We start from the raw sequence: 19330 nt of genomic DNA on the forward strand, positions 1-19330 counted from the left end.
AGGCAGTCAGCCATATCAAGCATCCGCGTCGGGGCCGAGTTCGTCTTCGCTTTCCCGTTCAGGTTGCGGCAAGTCGAGAGCTGCTGCTTCGTCGGATGCCAGCCACTCCGGCCAGTCCAAACTGCACACCGCGGAGCACGGACGCAGCTCCGGGTCGTCCTCCTTCAGTGTGATCATGCGCCCGGGGCCACTGGTGCGGCTTTCAAAGCGGACAGTCACAATCCCGTGCCCCGAACCCTGCACCCAACCATGTCCATACTCGCTGTGGTGTACGTCCGAGGTGGGTGCCCACTTGGAGTCGGAAAGCCGAACGGTCGGCAACGCACCGGTTCCAGATAGCTCGACCAGGCCGGCGGGAGCGTCGGAAAGCGCAGGTGCTGGTACTCGATCTTCGACGGTGATTGCGCGGTCGAGCTCAGGAAACAGGACTTCTTGTATGTGCGAATCCAGCCCGGAGAAACCGACGCCCACCAGTCGCACTGGGCCGACCTCCGCGGGCGTGAACGCGATTCGGTGCGCCACTGCCATAAGGGTGTCGAAATCCTGTGTGGCGTAGGCGAGCGTCTCAGATCGGGTATGGATGCTCAGGTCAGACAGACGCACCTTGCAAGTGATGGTGCGGGCACCACGGCCATCTTTTTTGAGTCGTCGAAAAGCGGACTCACCCGCGCGATCGACGGCGGCGTGGAGCTGGGCCTGCGACTCCAAATCCTCAGGATAGGTGTACTCCGCCGATACCGACTTGGCGACATCGCGCTCCTTAACCGGCCGATCATCTGTCCCCTGCGCCAGCTGCCACAGCATCACGCCGGTTTTGGATGTCAGCGAAACCTCGACATCGCGCTGGGACATGGCGGCAAAATCACCGATCGTCTCCACACCCAGCGTGTGCAGTTTCGCAGCGGTGACAGGGCCAATACCCCAGAGCTTCTCTACCGGCAATGGGTGTAGAAGCTCGTGATTGCGTGCGGGGTCCAGCACGTACACGCCATCGGGTTTCGCCAGGCCTGACGCAATTTTCGCGAACTGCTTGCCCGCGCCCGCGCCTATCGACGAAGCCAAGCCGGTCTCCCGCCGGATATCTGCCCGCAGCTGCTCCGCCCAGGCAATGACCTGCTCCTTCGAGGCTCCCTGAAGCTCTTCGGGTTCCATGAAAGCCTCGTCGACGCTGAGCTGCTCGACCACGGGCACGCGCTCGCGGATTACAGAGAACACGCGGCGCGACACCGGCCCGTAGATGCCCTTGCGCGCGCTGACCGTCACTGCGGTCGGTGGCATGAGACGACGTGCGCGAGCCATCGGCATAGCCGAGTGCGCGCCGTACGCGCGGGCCTCATAGGAGGCACCGGCGACCACACCTCGACCGCCCAGTCCGCCGACGAGGACTGGCCGCCCGCGCAGAGTCGGGCGGGTGAGCTGCTCGACGGACGCGAAGAACGCGTCCATGTCGATGTGCAGAACCCACCGCCCGGAAGTCGGCATAGAGATTACTCTCCCCTACTGCTTGGCAATATCCGCCGAGCAGCCGTCCGCCACGTCGTAGCTCAGCGACTCTCCGCCAGCGACGACCTCGAAAGCGGTTGCGAGAACCTCGCGGGCGATGAGGTCAGCGTGGCGGTTGGCCCACTCCTCACGCTCGGCCGGCACCTGCAACTTCACCGAAATGCGGTCGGTGACCTCAAGGCCAGCGTTCTTGCGGGCATCCTGCAGACCACGGATGCGGTCAGCGGCCCAACCGCGGGACTCCAGGTCCTCGTCGAGCTCAGTGTCGAGCACAACCAGGCCATTGACGCCGTCGACCTCAGCGGTGGAATCCGGCGAGATCGCGACCAGGTTGCGGGTGTACTCGCCCTCCTGCAGCGGAATGCCATCGGCGACAACCGCGCCGTCGACAACCTCATAGTTGCCAGACTTCACAGCCTTAATGACCTTCTGGACGTCCTTACCCAGGCGCGGACCGGCCACGCGAGCGTTGACGGAGACCTCGAATCGTCCCACCGAGTCCACGTCGGAGGTGAACTCCACCTTGTCGACGTTGACCTCGGAGGAAACGATGTCGGTGTACTCACGCAGACGCTCGGCATCCGGGAATGCCAGGGTCAGCTTCTTCAGCGGCAGGCGGTTACGCAGCTGGTTGGCCTTGCGGATGCGCGATGTTGCCGAGCAGACATTGCGGACAATGTCCATGGACTCAACGAGTTCGTCATCGGTCGGCAGCTTGTCGACGTCCGGCCAATCCTCCAGGTGCACCGAGCGGCCGCCAGTGAGCGAGCGCCAGATGACCTCGGTGGCCATCGGCAGCAGCGGAGCAGCCACGCGGGTGAGAACCTCCAGCACCGTGTACAAGGTATTGAAGGCCTCTGGGTGCTTGACATCGCCGGCCCAGAAGCGGTCGCGGGAGCGGCGCACGTACCAGTTGGTCAGTGCGTCACAGAACTGACGGACCTCATCGGTGGCAGAAGCAATGTCAGTGTTGTCCAGGCACTCAGTAACAGCACGGACGGTTGCTGCAAGCTTGGCCAGGATGTACTTGTCCAGGATGTTGTCGGAGTCTACCGACCACTCGGCCGGTTTGGAAGCGTAGAGCTGCAGGAACGAGTATGCGTTCCACATCGGCAGCAGCGCCTGGCGCACGCCCTCGCGAATGCCCTGCTCGGTGACAATCAGGTTGCCGCCGCGCAGAATCGGGCTGGACATGAGGAACCAGCGCATGGCGTCGGAGCCGTCGCGGTCGAAGACCTCGTTGACGTCCGGGTAGTTGCGCTTGGACTTACTCATCTTGTTGCCGTCATCGCCCAACACGATGCCGTGGGCGACGACCTTCTTGAACGCCGGGCGGTCAAACAGTGCAACCGACAGGACGTGAAGCAGGTAGAACCAGCCGCGGGACTGGCCGATGTACTCTACAATGAAGTCGGCCGGTGCGTGGGACTCGAACCACTCCTTGTTCTCGAACGGGTAGTGGAACTGCGCAAACGGCATGGAACCGGAGTCGAACCAGACATCCAAGACATCCGGGACGCGGCGCATCATGGACTTACCGGTCGGGTCGTCCGGGTTCGGGCGAACCAGCTCGTCAATCTCCGGACGGTGCAGTGTGGTCGGGCGAACGCCGAAGTCCGCCTCCAGCTCATCGAGGGAACCGTAGACGTCGACACGCGGGTACTCGTCGTTGTCGGAAACCCACACCGGAATAGGCGATCCCCAGTAGCGGGTACGGGAGATGTTCCAGTCACGTGCGCCCTCGAGCCACTTGCCGAACTGACCGTCGCGGACGTGCTCCGGCATCCACTCAATCTCGTTGTGGTTGAGCTCCACCATGCGCTCGCGGATCTTGGTAACGGACACAAACCAGCTCGGCAGTGCCATGTAGATCAGCGGCTCGCCCGAACGCCAGGAGTGCGGGTAGGAGTGCTCGATGGTGCGGTGCTGGACGACGCGGCCAGCGGCCTTCAGGTCACGGATGATGTCCTTGTTGGCGTCAAAGACCAACTTGCCCTGGTACTCCGGCACCTGCGAAGTGAACTTACCGTCCATGTCCACCGGAATGATGACATCAATGCCGTATTCATTACAGGTGTTCATATCGTCTTCACCGAAGGCCGGCGCCTGGTGGACCACACCAGTACCGTCCTCGGTGGTGACATAATCGGCCACCATGATTTGGAAAGCGTTCGGGTGATCTGCGAAGTAGTCGAAGATCGGCTGGTAGGTCAGACCTTCCAGGTCAGCACCAGCGAAGGTAGCCACGACCTCGTGTTCCTTGCCCAATTCCTTGGCGTAGGCACCAATCAGCGCTTCTGCCAGCAGGAAGGTCTTACCTGCAAACTCCGGCACGGAGGAATCCTCGCCGACCTTAACTACGGCGTAGGTGACCTTCGGGTTCACGGCCAGACCAAGGTTGGACGGCAGCGTCCACGGCGTGGTGGTCCAAGCGATAGCTGCAGTGTCAGCGAGCACCGGGTTGTCCGCCAGCGTCTTCTCCGCTGCCGAGCCTGCCTTGGCGCCGGTGAACGGGAAGGTCACGGTCAGAGTCGGGTCCTGCCGCATCTTGTAGGAGTCATCCAGGCGGGTCTCCTGGTTGGACAGCGGGGTGTGCTCTGCCCAGGAGTACGGCAGCACGCGGAATCCCTGGTAGACCAGGCCCTTGTTGTAGAGCTCCTTGAAGGCCCAAATCACGGACTCCATGTAACTCATGTCCATGGTCTTGTATCCGCCGTCGAAATCAACCCAACGCGCTTGACGAGTGACATATTCCTTCCACTCGCCCGCGTACCGCAGCACCGACTCAGCGCAGTACTTGTTGAAGTTAGCCAGACCCATTTCCTCGATCTGGCCCTTGTCCTTAATACCGAGCTGCTTCTCTGCCTCCAGCTCCGCCGGCAGACCATGGCAGTCCCAGCCAAAGACGCGACCAACCTGGTAGCCACGCATGGTCTTGTAACGCGGAACAATGTCCTTGACGTAACCGGTCAGCAGGTGACCGTAGTGCGGTAGACCGTTGGCGAACGGCGGGCCATCATAAAAGACGTATTCGTCAGCACCATTACGCTGATCGATAGAGGCCTGGAAAGTGCTGTCCTTGCCCCAGTACTCCAGAACCTTTTCCTCCAGTTCCGGAAACTCCGGGCTGGAGGTGTACTTACCAAAGTCAGCAGTGCGCGGATACGCGCCACCTGCCGGAGTGGCCTCAGCAGAGGCATTTACATCGTTCGAATTAGACACCGTTTCTACGTCACTTCCGTGGTCGAACATCATTAATACTCACCACGGGGACGCATGCCTAGCCCCTTCAGCGTTGTTACTGGTGACGCTGAAAAGGAGTCTCGCGCGGTACCACCCCGCTTGGCATCACGCTTTACGACGGTTCTTGCGAACAAGAACCATGCGGCTTCACGCGATAGCCCGCTTATTTAATAAGGCTTTGTAACGGTGCCAAACCGTTCGGTTCTACTGGGCCCATTTTCTACTGGACTGTTCTTCCGAAACGCTCCCCGGTGATGGCCGGCTCATTGCGCGTATGGGTGTCAGTATAGCAGTGTCTCAGGCAACTACTACAACCCTGACCGGAACAAAGAATGCGATTGGTTCGCAGGGAAAGATAGCAAAAACCACCGCGCTCTGCCTCCCCTCCCTGGGGAGCCGAGCGTGGTGGTTTTCTACGTGTTGGCTACGTAATTAGTTGTTGTAGCCGTCGGCCGGGGCAGCCGACTCGCGAGAGTTCAGGTCGTCCAGCTGGGACTCCAGGAAGGTCTTCAGGCGGGTGCGGTACTCGCGCTCGAAGATGTGCAGCTCCTCGATGCGACCCTCCAGAGCGGTCTGCTGCTCCTTGACGGTGGTCATGATCTCGTGGTGCTTGCGCTCTGCATCATCCTGCAGCGCGGTTGCCTTCTGCTGCGCTGCGGTGATGGTGGCGTTAGAGCGAGCGTCTGCGTCGCTGATCATCTGCTCGCTGCGCTGGCGAGCGTCAGTGAGGGTCGACTCAGACTCGTTGCGGGCATCAGCCAGCAGCTGCTCACTGCGCTCCTTGGCATCAGCCAAAGTTGCGTCTGCCTCGTTGCGAGCGTTGGTGATAGTGCGCTCGGCCTCTTCATTGGCCTCTGCCACGGTGCGGTCAGCGTTCTCACGAGCCTCGGTGACAAGCTTGTTGGCCTCAGCGTAGGCGTCAGTGGTGACGCGATCAGCGGTGTCCTGAGCAGCCTGCAGGATACGAGCAGCGCGGAGGCTAACTTCCTGCGACTCAGTGCCGGTGCTTGCTGCAACTGCCTGCGGCTGCTCCGCAGATGCGGAGGAAGCCTGCTGTGCAGAAGCCTCTGCCTCAGAAGCACGCTTCTCGAGAGCATCCAGACGATCCTGGTAGTGAGCCTCAATCTCCTGCTGCTGAGCGCTCAGGCGCTCGTTGTACTCAGCGCGCAGTTCCTGCTCAATTTCCTTGCGCAGCTTGTCCTCATCGACAGCCGGCGCCGCAGCGACAGCACCGGAAGCGGCATAGTCTGCGCCGCCACCCTGCTCTAGCTGACCTTCAAGGTCCTCAACGCGCTGGCGCAGCTCAGCGTTTTCATCCTGGAGCTCACCCAGTGCGTCCTCCACGAGGTCGAGGAACTGATCGACCTCGTCCTCGTTGTAACCACGCTTGCCAATCGGAGGCTTGCTGAAAGCCACATTATGCACATCAGCCGGAGTCAACGGCATGGTGAGTTCCCCTAACACTTTGAGCGGACAGTTCTTAAGAAATCTTAAGAGAATTATTTCCAGTAGTACTGTTTACCCGGCCAATCCTACCTGCTCTAGTCACAGTCCTCACCCCATTTATTTTGGGCAGGACTCTATCCCCCACGTTCTAACCAGTGGCAAAGTTCTAGTAAAACATTAAACCTCGCCCTTACCCTGCACCTTTAGCCACAGAACTTTACCCCCGACACAACAAAAACCCGTTGGGGATTACATTCCCCAACGGGTTCCTATTATTGCCCCCGATTAACACCCCCGGCAGCAATTCAATGCCCGAGAACATCACATTCGGGACAGCCAAAACAACACAGCTCCACCGAAATCCACATTGTGGACACCAAGCAAACAGTTAGCGATATTTACGCCACTGCGCCGAGAGCTACCTGCAGCACCATTCGCAGAATCATAAGGATGAAGAACAAAACAAGCACAGACATGTCCACCATCACGTTGCCCATCGGCATAGGCGGGATGAGTCGGCGCAACAGCTTCACCGGCGGGTCGGTAATGACAAAAACAACTTCGCCAATCGACGAAAACACCCTGCCTGGTCGCCAAGAGCGAGAAAATGACTGAATCATTTCAATCACAATGCGAGCCAACAGCAGATAGGTGAAAAGCTTCAGCAGGATTAGCAGAACTAGCAGTAGTGAAGACACGAATAAACAGTCTAGCTAATTAATCGAAATACGAAACACTAACAGGCCATGCGAGCCGGCTGACTAGCCAGACATCCGGTCGAACTGGCCCTCGTTGACATCGCAGCCATGCGGGTACAGGGTGAACACGGAGCCGTCAGCCTTGATTCGACCGCGCAGACCGAAAACCAGTCCAGCAACGAAGTCGACATAGCGCTTAGCCTCAGATGGGTCAAGCTCACTCAGATCGAAGGTGACAATGTCACCGTCGCGGAAGTGCGAACCGATGTCCGGAGCCTTGGAGTACTTGTCCTGGAAACCACTTTCCGGCTTGATGAAGACCTGCTCCGGTTCCTTGGTCTCAGCAACGGAGTGCAGGTTGCCGTAGCGGTAGTCCTCCTCGCGGGAGTTCACACTTGCAGTCTCACGTGGAGCCTCTTCGCGCAGCTCGTAGCGGTGGCGCTCCGCACGACGCGAGTCGGCATAGGAGTCATCAAAACGCTCCTCGTCACGGCGGTCAAAGTCGTCGTAGTGCTCGTCGTAAGCCGCGTCATCAGTCGGGGTAAGACCGAAGAAATTTGAAACCCCACGGAAGAAATCAGCCATCTTCTGCTACGTCCTTCTTAGTGTGCGAATTTAAGTCTGTGCTACCCACAACCTACCGGCTGGGTCAGCAATATCGCATAGACACGCGCAAATTTGGCGCGCCAAAATTACAACTTTGAAACTTAGCCCTGCTCGGGCAGGATTACGATGCCCGCCTGACGGCCAGTCTTCCCCTCCCGCCGGTAGGAAAAGTACTGCTCATTTTCAATAGTGCAGCTGGGCTCGACATTGACATGCCGTACACCGAGGTCATAGAGCTGACGCATCAGGCCGGCGCGCACGTCGACACCGGCAGTCCCCTGCTTCGTTCGCGTCTTCGCTCCGGGTAAATGCTTATCGACGTCATCGGCCATCGACTCAGGCACCTCGTAATTGTGGCCAGAAGCCGCCGCACCGAGAAGCGCATGGATATTCTCGGGCGTGGCACCGAGCTCAATCATCTTCTCGACAGATTTACGAACGATTCCGTTGCGGGCGCCGGTCCTCCCCGCGTGTACCGCAGCGGCGACACCCGCATGATCGTCGGAAAGCAAGACGGGAACGCAATCGGCAACGAGTACTACCAGCGCGAGACCCGGCGTGGTCGTGACGATGGCGTCGGTGGCCGGGACAGGCTCAGTTTGTGGTTCGTTGACGACGGTGACCGTGTTGGTGTGAAGCTGCTCCATATAGACGAAGCGGGCACGGTCGATTCCCAGAGAATCGGCCAAGCGCTGGCGGTTGCGTTCGACTGCGGACGGGTCATCGCCGACATGATCTCCAAGATTGAAGGAATCATATGGTGGCAGCGAAAACCCGCCGCGCCGATTCGTCAGAATTTTTCGGCTGCGGCGGGATTCAGTCATGATTTCTTAGAAGCCCCACTCCGGCAGGTCGCTGGAAGCCTGGTAGCCGCCACGACGGTCGTCGCGGTCATCGCGCCCCTCGGAACGGTGAGCACCACGGTAGGTGCGGTTTTCCTGCGTACGCGGTGTCGGGTTATCGGTGAACAGACCACCGCTGTTCGGGTTGGTGCGCGGGACAAAGCGGTCGCGATCCTCACGCTCGCGCGGCTGTGCGACCGGGCGCTCTTCCTCCGCACGCGGGGCCGGAGCGCCGAGGTTGTCACCGCCCGGCAGTGCGCTGCCCTGTCGCGGTGCCTGCTCAGCGGCCGGACGCGCCTCGGCATCCTGTGCAGCCGGACGTGCAGCGGCACCTGCGGCTGGCTTGTCCAGCGGGTTGCCGTTACCCTGCTCAAAACCGGTAGCAATCACAGTGACGCGAACTTCGTCACCGAGGTTGTCGTCGATAATGGTACCGAAGATGATGTTGGCATCCGGATCAGCCTTTTCCTCCACGATGGACGCGGCGGCGTTGACCTCCATCAGGCCGAGATCGGAGCCACCGGCGACGGAAATAAGCACACCCTGTGCACCATCCATGGTGGACTCCAGCAGCGGGGAGTTAATGGCCTGAGTCGCGGCATTCATCACACGGTCGTCGCCGCGTGCGGAGCCAACGCCCATCAGAGCCGAGCCAGCCTCAGCCATTACCGAGCGGACGTCGGCGAAGTCGACGTTAATCATGCCCGGAATGGTAATCAGGTCAGTAATACCCTGGACACCGTTGTAAAGAATCTCGTCGGCAAAGCGGAACGCGTCCATCATGGACAGATCCTGCTCACCAATCTGCAGCAGACGCTGGTTCGGAATGGTGATAAGGGTGTCACAGACCTCCTTGAGGGTTTCAATGCCCTCAGCGGCCTGGCGTGCACGGCGCTTGCCCTCGAAGTCGAACGGCTTGGTTACCACGCCGACGGTCAGGGCACCGGACTTCTTGGCGATGCTCGCGACAACCGGAGCTGCACCGGTACCGGTTCCACCGCCCTCACCTGCGGTAACGAAGACCATGTCGGCACCCTTGAGGGTCTCTTCAATCTCGTCCTTGTGGTCTTCCGCGGAAGTGCGGCCAACCTCGGGGTTAGCGCCAGCTCCCAGACCACGAGTTGCCTCACGCCCAATGTCGAGCTTGACATCAGCGTCGGAGAACATCAGGGCCTGCGAGTCGGTGTTGACTGCGATAAATTCGACACCCTTCAGCCCCTCCTCGATCATGCGGTTGACAGCATTGACGCCACCGCCGCCGACACCGACGACTTTGATAACGGCGAGGTAGTTATTCGGGGAGGTCATTGCGCGTTTCTCGCCCTTTCCTATAGGTCCTAAATAATTTCATCTAGCCACGTTGCACATGGGCCGCACGACAGCATTGGCACCGCCGGGCAGTACAGCTCTCCATGACACCGCACGGAAGAAGTGCATCATGGCCGAAAAGCTGTTGACCCCATTGTGGTCGAAAACTGCAAATAATTCAGCGACCTTTTAGCGCGTGTCGCTACCTTAAACCTGCACTTGAGGGATAGTGTTTAGCCACAGAAATCACTCCAGACACCACCATTCTCTACTCTCCCTTAGCAGCGGGTAGTCGGGGGTTGGAGACATTCCAAATCTTCTCGCCACGGTTCAGCACAATCTCCGTCGCGCGTGCCTTTTCTGCCGCATTATCCGAGGACCCGAAGTACACCTCGTATCCATCGGTCAGAAATAGCTTGATTTCTGCCTCGGAAGGAGCGCTAATCCGCTCCACACGGTGTGCAACGGGCTCTGGCAACGCCTTGACGACGTTCAAAACCGCCTTGATAACGCGCGGTTCGGGGTCAACTTTGCCGTCTGTTGGCTCATCCACGCGAGGTGCATCAACAACCTCGATGACACCCGCCGGCGGGGCTGCCGTGACGAACTCCTGACCATTTGCGGAAAACAGATGCTCTCCGTCAGTGGCACGGACAAACACCACCGGGGTGAATTCCCGTACCGAAATAGTCACGCCCTGCGGCCACGAACGACTGACCGTCACGCTATCGACCCACGGCTGCCCCGCCACGGAGCGCGCTGAGGCATCCGTGTCCAAGCGAATGAGCTTTTGATTCTCGGAGATACCACTGGCCTCGACAATCGCGTCTTTATCCCCGTGGACGACGCCCTCAACATCGATGTTTTTCACAACCAGCCACGGCGAAAACCACACCACCGCTGCAACGATGGCGATAATCGCGACCAGGCCACCGCCGATGAGCCAGCCGCGTCGCGGGGCGCGCGCTGAACGCCGACGCCGCGACGCTGTTGTGCCCCGGCCTGCACCGTCGGTCTGCTGAGATTGCTTTCGGCTGGTTTTCACAGTGCTACGACTCCACCTGTTCGTCGTTGTCGCCGCTGAGCTCGCGCACGATTTCGTCGGCAAGCATCGTCACAGAGCCAGCGCCGATGGTCAGAATGACATCGTGCGGTTCGGCGATTTCGCGAACGCGAGCCGGGACGCTGGTGAAATGCGGCTCATACGTCACAGGGATGGTCATTTTGTTGGCAATGAGCGCGCCGTCGACGCCCGGCAGTGGCTCCTCGCGGGCGCCGAAGACATCGAGCAATACGGCCTTGTCCGCCAGAGACAGGGCGGCAGCGAACTCGTCGGCAAAGTTGCGAGTACGCGAGTACAAGTGAGGCTGGAACACAGCGATGACCTTGCCACGACCGGCCTCGGTGACCAACTCCCGAGCTGCGCCGAGAACTGCGGAGACCTCGGTCGGGTGATGCGCGTAGTCGTCGTAGATACGAGCGCCAACAAATGGCCCCTCGCCGATACTGCCGTGGTAGTCAAAGCGGCGACGGACACCGGTGAATTCACCGAGACCGCGCGCCATACGCCCCAAATCTGCCCCGACGCAGTCGCCACCGACCATTGCAGCCAGCGCGTTGAGCGCCATGTGACGGCCGGGCTGATGAAGTTCAAACCTCACCGATGTCGAGCCAACAGTGGCCTCCACGCGGGCACCACCACCGACCGGAGTCCAGCCGTGCAAAACGGCACCGACCGGCAGCGTCGGGTGTTGAGCCAAGGCTTCTTCCCCACCATAAGCCAGCACGTTAATGCCGCGCTCCACCGCGCGCTCGCCCAATGCGGCCGCATGCGGATCCTCAGCACAGATGACCAGATGACCGCCATCCTTAATGCGCTCTGCAAAAGCGTCAAAGACGGCGTAGTAGGTCTCGTCGTCACCGAAAAAGTCAAGGTGATCGGGCTCGATGTTGGTAATTACGGCCACTTCCGGCTGGTAGGTCAACAACGAGGCATCCGACTCATCGGCCTCAGCAACAAAGACATCGCCACTGCCCTGGTGAGCATTGACACCGGCCTTGCTCATCAGACCGCCAACGGCAAAAGACGGATCCAAACCAGCTGCCTGCAAAGCGGCGACGGTCATCGATGTAGTCGAGGTTTTGCCGTGAGTACCGGCGATCAGGAGAGCCTTGGAGTCCTGCATCAACAGCGCTAACACATCGGAGCGTTTGAGCACCGGAATGTCCAGCTCATGTGCACCGGCCAGCTCCGGATTCGTCTTCGGGATAGCAGCGAAGGAAATGACCACTGCGTCCGGCAGCTCTCCCTCGCCAGCAAGCTCGAGATTCGCACGGTCATGCCCAATGGCGATGGTGGCTCCCATCGCACGTAGTCCCACCACCGCGCGGGACTCCTTGACATCGGAACCGGTAACACGAATGCCACGCGCCAACAGGATGCGAGCGATACCGGACATACCGGCACCGCCAATGCCAATCATGTGGACACTTGCGGGCAGCTCTCCCGTTACCGGCTGAAAGTCATCGAAATTAACGTTCATGTTTATGCTCGCTTTACTTCTTAGAGTTCACAGCCGCAGACAGCACCCGACGGGCGATGTTCTCCGCAGCGTTACCATGTCCAATGTTGGCCAGGGCGCGGCGCCCGTCGGCAAGCTTTTCTGGGGACGTGACCAGCGGAATCACGATATCCGAAACTGATGCCGCAGTCAGCGACTCGTCGGCGATGAGAATACCGCCACCAGCATCGATGACATCGGTGGCGTTGAGCGCCTGTTCCCCATTTCCGTGTGGCAGCGGAACGTACACCGCAGGCAAGCCGACAGCTGAGACTTCAGCCACCGTCATCGCACCGGAACGGCACAAAATCAGGTCGGCGGCGGAGTACGCCAGATCCATCCGGTCGATGTACGGCACAGCGACATAGGGGGCGTCCTCGCGGATAGCCTCGACCTCGACGTGATTCTTCTTGCCGTAGGCATGCAGTACAGATACACCGGCGTTGGCGAGCTCTGCGGCTGCACCGGTAACAGCTTCGTTGATGGAACGTGCCCCCTGCGAACCACCGGTGACAAAGAGCACCGGACCCTCCTGCGGTAAACCGAAGAACTCGCGGGCTTCGGCACGCTTGGCGTCGCGGTCCAACGCCGCGAGACTGGCACGCACGGGATTGCCAACAACCTCGGCCTTCAGGCCAGAGCCAGTCACGGCAGCCAAACCGACGCCCCCGAGTGCGACACCGAGCTTATTGGCCAGACCCGCACGGGCGTTGGCCTCGTGAACCAGGAACGGAATCTTCTTCCCCGCACGGCACGCCATGTAGGCCGGTGCCGATACGTAGCCACCAAAGCCGATGACCGCATCAGCGTCAATGCGCTTGAAAACCTTGCGGGTCTCACGCACCGCACGAGCGACGTTGAGAGGCAGCTTGAACAAATCCGCAGTCGGCTTGCGCGGCACCGGCACTGGCGGAATCAGCTCCAGGTCATAGCCTCGCGCCGGTACGAGGGTTGACTCCAACCCCCGATTCGTACCGAGTGCAATGACGCGGGCTTCCGGCTGCAGGTTCAAAATCGCATCCGCCACAGCCAATGCGGGTTCGATATGGCCAGCCGTACCACCGCCGGCCACCACAATGGTCGGAGCAGAGCCATCTTCCTTAAGAAACTGCTCAGACTCCGAAGCGCCTTTCGCCCCAGCGGCTGCGCCCAGATTCTTGTCTGCCATGGTGTTATCGATTCCTCCTCCGCGGTGCTGAACCGCCGTTCCTATTGTTTCGGCCCGGGCGCTGGCGCGAACGCGACTGTCCGCCACGACCTTCGCCCCGAATCCTACTGCCCCGGCCTGAGCTTGACGACGACCAGGAGCCCTGTGACCGTCCAGTCCGCGGCGACCTCGCTGTAAATCCCCGCGTCCGTCCGTTGTCACTACGAGAGGAATAATCCACTTCGCGGCCACGAACGCTGCCCGAGTTTCCGGAGCTGCCGGAGGTTCGGGAACCACGCTGCGGGGTGGCACCTCGGCCACTGCGGCTGCCTCCACTACGGCCGGCCCGATTGGGTCGGTCAGCTCGGCCACTGTAGGTTTCCCGCACTTGCGCCCCCTCGCCACGTGGAGTACGCGCTCCACTGGTCACCACGGGCGGACCGAAGCGTTGCGGATCGCGATGGGCACGCACCTTCGGCGCGTGGCGACGCGATTCGTCATACGGGATTGGTTCCGGAATACCCAGGAACCTGTCCAGCCCCGGACGTCCCGAAGTCTGCATTGCAGAGACTGCCTCCGATTCGTGGCGGGCACATGTGGCCAGCAGACCCATCGAGAACAACGTCACCATCGCCGATGTACCACCGGCGGAAATCAGCGGCAGCTGCAGACCAGTCACTGGCAACGCACCAACGACGTAGCCGATGTTGATGAAAGCCTGCACCACGGTTGCAGCAGTAATCGTGCCCGCGAGCAGACGGAGAAACGGATCGTTCTGACGACCGGCGATACGAAGTCCCACCCAGCCGAGCGCTGCGTAGAGCAAAATAACCATCAGCGCGCCGAGGAAACCAGTCTCCTCACCGATAATGGCGAAAATGAAGTCATTCTTCGCCTCCGGTAGGTATCCCCACTTCGCGCTCGACTGACCGAGACCGACACCGGTGAGAGAGCCGTCGGCAAGCGAAAGAAAGCCTTGGTAGGACTGGTAGGCATCGCCCTGCACGTCGTTGAAGTTACCAAGCAGCGAGTCCAAGTAGACCCTGATTCGCGCCGAACGGAAACCCGCGGTGACGGTAAAAATCACCAGGGCGAAAGCCGCAGCGGCAAGCAGCCCGGTGATGAATACGCGCGGCAGGCCAGCGAACCACGCCAACGCCACCACGACGAACGCCATGGAAGCAACCATGCCGAGGTCACGCTGCAGCATCACCAGTGCCAATACCACGAAGCTGACCGCACCGAACAGCCCGAACAAATCGGTATAGGACACAGCAGTGCGGACCTTTTCAGCCAGCAGCTTCGAACCCCACAGTGCCAGCGCGATCTTCGCGATTTCTGACGGCTGCATGGTGATACCACCAATACTCAGCCACGAACGCGCACCGGTTTCCTCCAGGCCGATGCCGATACCAGGGATAATCACCAAAACCAGCAGCACAAAGGACAAAATCAGCGCTGCTGTCGATAGCGAGCGAATCAATTCCACCCGCATTCGCAGCACGATCCACATGGAGATGAGACCCGCCACCACCATGACCAGCTGACGGATGAACACCGACCACACGCTGCCCGAGTCATTACCCGCGCTGGCCATGGATGCCGACAGCACCATCACCAGTCCGATTGACGTCAGCAGCGCGACGATAATCATCAGTAGGTGGTAGTCGAACAGCGGACGCGACTTCCAGTCGTTAAAACGCTCCACCCACGCCGGCCGCTCTCGAGCACTAGAGCTAGACGACGAGGGCCGCTGTGAACTGGTAGCCTTCGTCCCCTTTTGTGCCGTCGCGGCACTAGCGCTTAAATTACGAGCCTTGCGGGAGTTATCCATCAGTTGACGTCACCTTCTGCGCCCATTGCGCGAACAAGTCGCCACGTTCAGCCATTCCGGAGTACATGTCCAAGCTGGCGGCAGCTGGTGCCAACAGCACCACATCCCCAGGGTTGGCATATTCACTAGCTGCCATACAGACCTTTGCCATGGCATCGACCTTGTCGGTGTCATCAATGACAACGACCGGCACAGCAGGTGCGATGCGGGAGAGCGCATCGCTGACTAGTTGCCTATCGACGCCCAGAACCACGGCGGCCTGCAGGCGGTGAGCATGCTTCGCCACTAGCGGCGAGATTTCCGCGCCCTTGAGCTGACCACCGACGATCCAAACGACACGCTCATGACCGGACAGTGCAGCGTCGGCAGCGTGGGGGTTGGTGGCCTTGGAGTCATCAATCCACACGACATCATTTGCCTTATGGACAATCTGACCGCGGTGTGCCCGAACTTCGAAAGTCTCCAATGCCGCTGCAATTTGCTCCGGTGAGGTACCGATACTGCGCGCCATCGCAGTGGCGGCCACCGCGTCGAGAACACCTGCCCGGCCGGGAGGAGAAATTCCCGCTACCGGTGCGATGACAATGCCCGGACCAGAGTCGTCAGCTGCGGCATCGCCGCCGCCAAAAGCGCGGTCGACAATCATGCCGTCGCGAACTCCGACCTGGTGTGCCTCCGGGGGACCATCGGTAAAGCCCACGACGGAGTTGCCGAGCTCGTCGTTTTTCAGCATCTTTTCCACGTGCTCGACGACATCTGCGTCATCCGCACCGTAGATTGCGACAGTACCGCGCAGCGCACGGGTCTTGTCCAGACCGTAGTTTTCGTAAGAACCGTGCCAGTCGATGTGGTCTTCCGCCAGGTTCAGCAGTACTCCCGCATCTGGGCGAATGTTTGGAGCCCAGTGCAGCTGGAAGCTGGACAGCTCTGCGGCCAACACCTCGATACGAGGCTCAGCAGTCAGTGCGTCGTACAGAGCCACACCAATGTTGCCCACAGCTGCGCCCTGCTCCCCGAGCATGGCGGCCAGCATGGAGGTGGTTGTGGTCTTGCCGTTAGTGCCGGTGACTACCAACCAGGTCCGTTTCGGACCCCACAGCTGGGCACAGTCGCAGGCGAAAGCCAGCGCCACATCACCGAATACCGGGACACCGGCCTCAGCGGCGGCGCCGAACAGCGGACTGGTCGGACGCCACCCCGGGGAGGTCACGATCGCAACCGCGTCGGCAAGCTCGTCGCGAGCGTCTGCGGTCGTGACATGCCGAACCGAAAAGTCAGCGGCAACCAGTGCGCCGAGCGCGGAGTCGTCCACGACGACAACTTCCGGACAGCCGATGTCCTTAAGCATCGCAATGGCACCGCGACCGGAAACCCCGGCTCCTGCCACCAGAACTCGACCAGAGCGCACCGTAGCGACTAAGTCGAGATTTCGGATATCGGTGAGGTTGGTCGGGTCTGGTGAGTTAATCATTGAAATACGCCTACCTGAGAGAGCCAGTCACTGTAGAAGATGGCTGCGCCAATCATGTTGAAAATGCCTGCGAGTAGCCAGAAGCGAACGACAACAGTTGTCTCCGCCCAACCTCCGTTTTCGAAGTGGTGATGGAGAGGAGCCATGCGGAATACGCGCTTGCCAGTCGTTTGGAAAACCGCGATCTGGATTGCCACGGAAGCAACTTCCATCACGAAGATGAAGCCAATGATAACCATCAGCAGCTCAGTCTTGGTGACAAATGACAGACCCGCTACCAAACCGCCAAGAGCCAGCGAACCGGTATCTCCCATGAAGATCTTTGCCGGCGCTGCATTCCACCACAGGAAGCCCAAACAGGCGCCCAGACCCGCGACGGAAATAACGGCGATATCCAGTGGATCGCGGACGTTGTAGCAACCGCTGCCCAGCGAAGCCTCGCAAGAGTTACGGAACTGCCAGAAGGAAATCAGCGTGTAGGTGGCCAGTAGCAGCGCGGTGGCGCCAGCGGCCAGGCCGTCAAGGCCATCAGTGAGATTGACGGCATTCGTCCATGCGGCAATGACGATGAAGACAAATACCAGGAAGACAATCATGCCGAACCACACAGGCCCCGGTGCCAGATTCAGGAACGGAATATCTCGAATCAGCGACAAGCTCGTCGAACCGGGAGTCAAGCCAGACGCATCCGGGAACTGCAGCAGCAGCACGCCGAAAATCAGTGCTGCCGCCAGCTGCCCAACCAGCTTCGCTGTCTTGTTCAGCCCCAGGTTGCGTCCTTTGTAGAGTTTGATGAAGTCATCGGCAAAACCCAATGCGCCCATCGCCAGAACAAGGAACATCACCAACAGACCGGAGGCGGACGGCCCCACGCCAGTCTGGATATACGTAACGAGGTGTGAGAGGAAATAGCCAGCGACGATTGCGGCGATGATGGCGATGCCGCCCATAGTCGGAGTTCCCCGCTTGCGCAGGTGGCTCTTCGGCCCTTCTTCACGAATCTCCTGGCCAAGACCTTCAGCAGAGAATTTGCGAATAAGCACTGGTGTTAAAAAGACACTCACCAGGAATGCAATCGCACCACTGAGAATAAGTTGAATCACTTACTTTTCCTCTCCGCTTTCACCTTCGGGCGTAGTCCCAACCTTGGCAGCCAGCGAGTCCGCGACCCGCCACATACCGTCCGCATAGGAGGCCTTGACTAACACCACATCGTCCGGACGCACCTCGGCCGCCACCAAATCCGCGGCAGTGGATGTATCCGGCACCCTAGAAGTATTTAACCCCAACTCTTCCGCTTTGTCGGCCAGGGCATGCACATTAGAACTCTCTCCGACTGCAATTAGTCGATCGATGCCGCGGCCCACAAGGTACTCGCCAAGCGACGAGTGCTCATCTTCAGCGGAATCACCAAGCTCACCCATCTGTCCCAGCACGGCCCACGATGAGGCGTCCTGGTGCGTTGGGCTAGCTGCTGTACGTGCCAGAGCGTCAATCCCCGCACGCATCGAATCAGGGTTGGCATTATAGGAGTCGTTAATTACGACGATATTGCCAGTGAGCTGCTGGACATCCATGCGCCGCTCTGACGCTGCCACATGCGCGGCCATCGCCTTTGTGACCTGCTCAGCATCAATACCGGACTCCACTGCCACCGCAATCGCCGCCAGGGCATTGGCCACTTGGTGCGCACCATAGACCTGCAGTTGGATCGGGAATGTACGCCCATCCGGTACATGCAGGTCAAAAGATGCACGAGCAAAATCATCGAGCTGCACATTCGTGGCGCGGTAATCCGCGGTTGCGTGGCGTTCGGAGTTCTCATCGGCAGAGAAGAACACCACCTTCGCCTGGGTACGCGGAGCCATGCCAGTGACGTAGTCATCGTCGGCATTGAGTACGGCCACACCGCCCTGCTCCGCAGCCGGCAGCGCTTCCACGAGCTCGCCCTTAGCCTGCGCGATTGCCTCGCGCGAGCCAAACTCACCAAGGTGCGCCGTGCCAACATTGAGCACCGCACCGATCGTCGGTGGCGCGATGCGCGCCAGGTGGGCCACATGCCCAATTCCGCGTGCGCTCATCTCCGCAACCAGGTACTTCGTCTCCGGAGTGCACTGCAGCACCGTGTACGGATGCCCAATTTCGTTATTAAACGACCCCTTCGGCGCCACCGTCGGACCGTCGGTACGCAGCAGCGTCGCCATCATGTCCTTCGTCGACGTCTTTCCCGCCGAACCCGTGACACCGACAACATGCAGCTGATCCTTCTTCAGCTCGTCGACGACGTAACGCGCCAACTTACCAAGCGCTTCCAGCACCGCCGCCCCGGAACCATCCGGATCGTGTGCAAATGCGTCGGCATTGGAGTCCTGCTTACCAAGGGGCTTGACGACGACCGCAGGTTGCCCAACATCTCGTGCCGCCAGTGCCATCGTCGCTCCAGCGGCCACAGCCTGATCGATGAAGTCGTGGCCGTCGACACGCGCGCCCGGCAGGGCGAGGAAGAGCGAGCCTTCGCGAATTTTTCGGGAATCGAATTCTGCGGGCTGAGTCACTGTGGCGTCATCATCGACGTGGACGAGTTCACCTCCCACGATGTGAGCGATTTCCGCGGCGGTCAGGGCAATCATGATGTCTATAGTCCTTGTTGGTTAGAGTTCCAGGCGCCTAG

14 protein-coding genes are annotated in these 19330 nt (G+C 60.0%); all 14 read right to left on the reverse strand.

Annotated elements, in window-relative coordinates; genetic code table 11:
• Positions 1-15: 15 nt before the first annotated feature.
• Positions 16-1482, reverse strand: a complete 1467-nt coding sequence (locus HMPREF3053_RS03425; RefSeq protein WP_070429553.1) for a DNA polymerase IV — start codon at positions 1480-1482, stop codon at positions 16-18.
• Between the two features lie 15 nt (positions 1483-1497).
• The gene (gene ileS, locus HMPREF3053_RS03430; protein WP_070767276.1) at positions 1498-4758 is read right to left on the reverse strand and encodes an isoleucine--tRNA ligase; all 3261 of its coding nucleotides are present in this window, start codon (positions 4756-4758) and stop codon (positions 1498-1500) included.
• Between the two features lie 420 nt (positions 4759-5178).
• Positions 5179-6192, reverse strand: a complete 1014-nt coding sequence (locus tag HMPREF3053_RS03435) for a DivIVA domain-containing protein (protein ID WP_070767277.1) — start codon at positions 6190-6192, stop codon at positions 5179-5181.
• A 398-nt stretch (positions 6193-6590) separates the two neighbouring features.
• Complete coding sequence (locus HMPREF3053_RS03440) at positions 6591-6890, reverse strand: YggT family protein (RefSeq protein ID WP_048731166.1); 300 nt, start codon at positions 6888-6890, stop codon at positions 6591-6593.
• 63 nt (positions 6891-6953) lie between these two features.
• The gene (gene sepF, locus HMPREF3053_RS03445; RefSeq protein ID WP_070767278.1) at positions 6954-7475 is read right to left on the reverse strand and encodes a cell division protein SepF; all 522 of its coding nucleotides are present in this window, start codon (positions 7473-7475) and stop codon (positions 6954-6956) included.
• A gap of 122 nt (positions 7476-7597) precedes the next feature.
• Positions 7598-8320 (reverse strand): peptidoglycan editing factor PgeF, encoded by a 723-nt coding sequence (gene pgeF, locus HMPREF3053_RS03450; RefSeq protein ID WP_070652765.1) that lies wholly within the window; start codon positions 8318-8320, stop codon positions 7598-7600.
• Between the two features lie 6 nt (positions 8321-8326).
• The gene (gene ftsZ, locus HMPREF3053_RS03455; protein ID WP_049170267.1) at positions 8327-9646 is read right to left on the reverse strand and encodes a cell division protein FtsZ; all 1320 of its coding nucleotides are present in this window, start codon (positions 9644-9646) and stop codon (positions 8327-8329) included.
• Between the two features lie 268 nt (positions 9647-9914).
• Positions 9915-10691, reverse strand: coding sequence for a cell division protein FtsQ/DivIB (locus HMPREF3053_RS03460; RefSeq protein ID WP_049170266.1), 777 nt, complete (start codon positions 10689-10691; stop codon positions 9915-9917).
• A 4-nt stretch (positions 10692-10695) separates the two neighbouring features.
• On the reverse strand, positions 10696-12189 hold the full coding sequence (gene murC, locus HMPREF3053_RS03465) for a UDP-N-acetylmuramate--L-alanine ligase (protein WP_016422998.1): 1494 nt from the start codon (positions 12187-12189) through the stop codon (positions 10696-10698).
• 13 nt (positions 12190-12202) lie between these two features.
• Positions 12203-13375 carry an undecaprenyldiphospho-muramoylpentapeptide beta-N-acetylglucosaminyltransferase gene (murG, locus tag HMPREF3053_RS03470; RefSeq protein ID WP_070605641.1) on the reverse strand — a complete coding sequence of 391 codons (1173 nt, stop codon included), beginning with the start codon at positions 13373-13375 and terminating at the stop codon, positions 12203-12205.
• Positions 13376-13379: 4 nt separating this feature from the next.
• Entirely contained in the window at positions 13380-15188 is a 1809-nt protein-coding gene (gene ftsW, locus HMPREF3053_RS03475; protein WP_070767279.1) for a putative lipid II flippase FtsW, read from the reverse strand.
• Positions 15181-16659: a UDP-N-acetylmuramoyl-L-alanine--D-glutamate ligase gene (murD, locus tag HMPREF3053_RS03480; RefSeq protein ID WP_070438846.1), complete on the reverse strand. Its 1479-nt coding sequence runs from the start codon at positions 16657-16659 to the stop codon at positions 15181-15183. Before murD ends, ftsW begins: the two co-directional genes overlap by 8 nt.
• Positions 16656-17762, reverse strand: a complete 1107-nt coding sequence (gene mraY, locus HMPREF3053_RS03485) for a phospho-N-acetylmuramoyl-pentapeptide-transferase (RefSeq protein WP_016423002.1) — start codon at positions 17760-17762, stop codon at positions 16656-16658. Before mraY ends, murD begins: the two co-directional genes overlap by 4 nt.
• Complete coding sequence (gene murF / locus HMPREF3053_RS03490; RefSeq protein WP_049192948.1) at positions 17763-19289, reverse strand: UDP-N-acetylmuramoyl-tripeptide--D-alanyl-D-alanine ligase; 1527 nt, start codon at positions 19287-19289, stop codon at positions 17763-17765.
• Positions 19290-19330 lie beyond the last annotated feature (41 nt).

Source organism: Corynebacterium sp. HMSC064E07 (genome assembly GCF_001815745.1).
Classification (GTDB): Bacteria; Actinomycetota; Actinomycetes; order Mycobacteriales; family Mycobacteriaceae; genus Corynebacterium; species Corynebacterium jeikeium_D.

Bases quoted from the DNA above. Each gene is read 5' to 3' on its own strand.
- HMPREF3053_RS03425 (WP_070429553.1), bottom strand. From the start codon at position 1,482: ATGCCGACTTCCGGGCGGTGGGTTCTGCACATCGACATGGACGCGTTC.
- ileS (WP_070767276.1), bottom strand. From the start codon at position 4,758: ATGATGTTCGACCACGGAAGTGACGTAGAAACGGTGTCTAATTCGAAC.
- HMPREF3053_RS03435 (WP_070767277.1), bottom strand. From the start codon at position 6,192: ATGCCGTTGACTCCGGCTGATGTGCATAATGTGGCTTTCAGCAAGCCT.
- sepF (WP_070767278.1), bottom strand. From the start codon at position 7,475: ATGGCTGATTTCTTCCGTGGGGTTTCAAATTTCTTCGGTCTTACCCCG.
- pgeF (WP_070652765.1), bottom strand. From the start codon at position 8,320: ATGACTGAATCCCGCCGCAGCCGAAAAATTCTGACGAATCGGCGCGGC.
- ftsZ (WP_049170267.1), bottom strand. From the start codon at position 9,646: ATGACCTCCCCGAATAACTACCTCGCCGTTATCAAAGTCGTCGGTGTC.
- murC (WP_016422998.1), bottom strand. From the start codon at position 12,189: ATGAACGTTAATTTCGATGACTTTCAGCCGGTAACGGGAGAGCTGCCC.
- murG (WP_070605641.1), bottom strand. From the start codon at position 13,375: ATGGCAGACAAGAATCTGGGCGCAGCCGCTGGGGCGAAAGGCGCTTCG.
- ftsW (WP_070767279.1), bottom strand. From the start codon at position 15,188: ATGGATAACTCCCGCAAGGCTCGTAATTTAAGCGCTAGTGCCGCGACG.
- murD (WP_070438846.1), bottom strand. From the start codon at position 16,659: ATGATTAACTCACCAGACCCGACCAACCTCACCGATATCCGAAATCTC.
- murF (WP_049192948.1), bottom strand. From the start codon at position 19,289: ATGATTGCCCTGACCGCCGCGGAAATCGCTCACATCGTGGGAGGTGAA.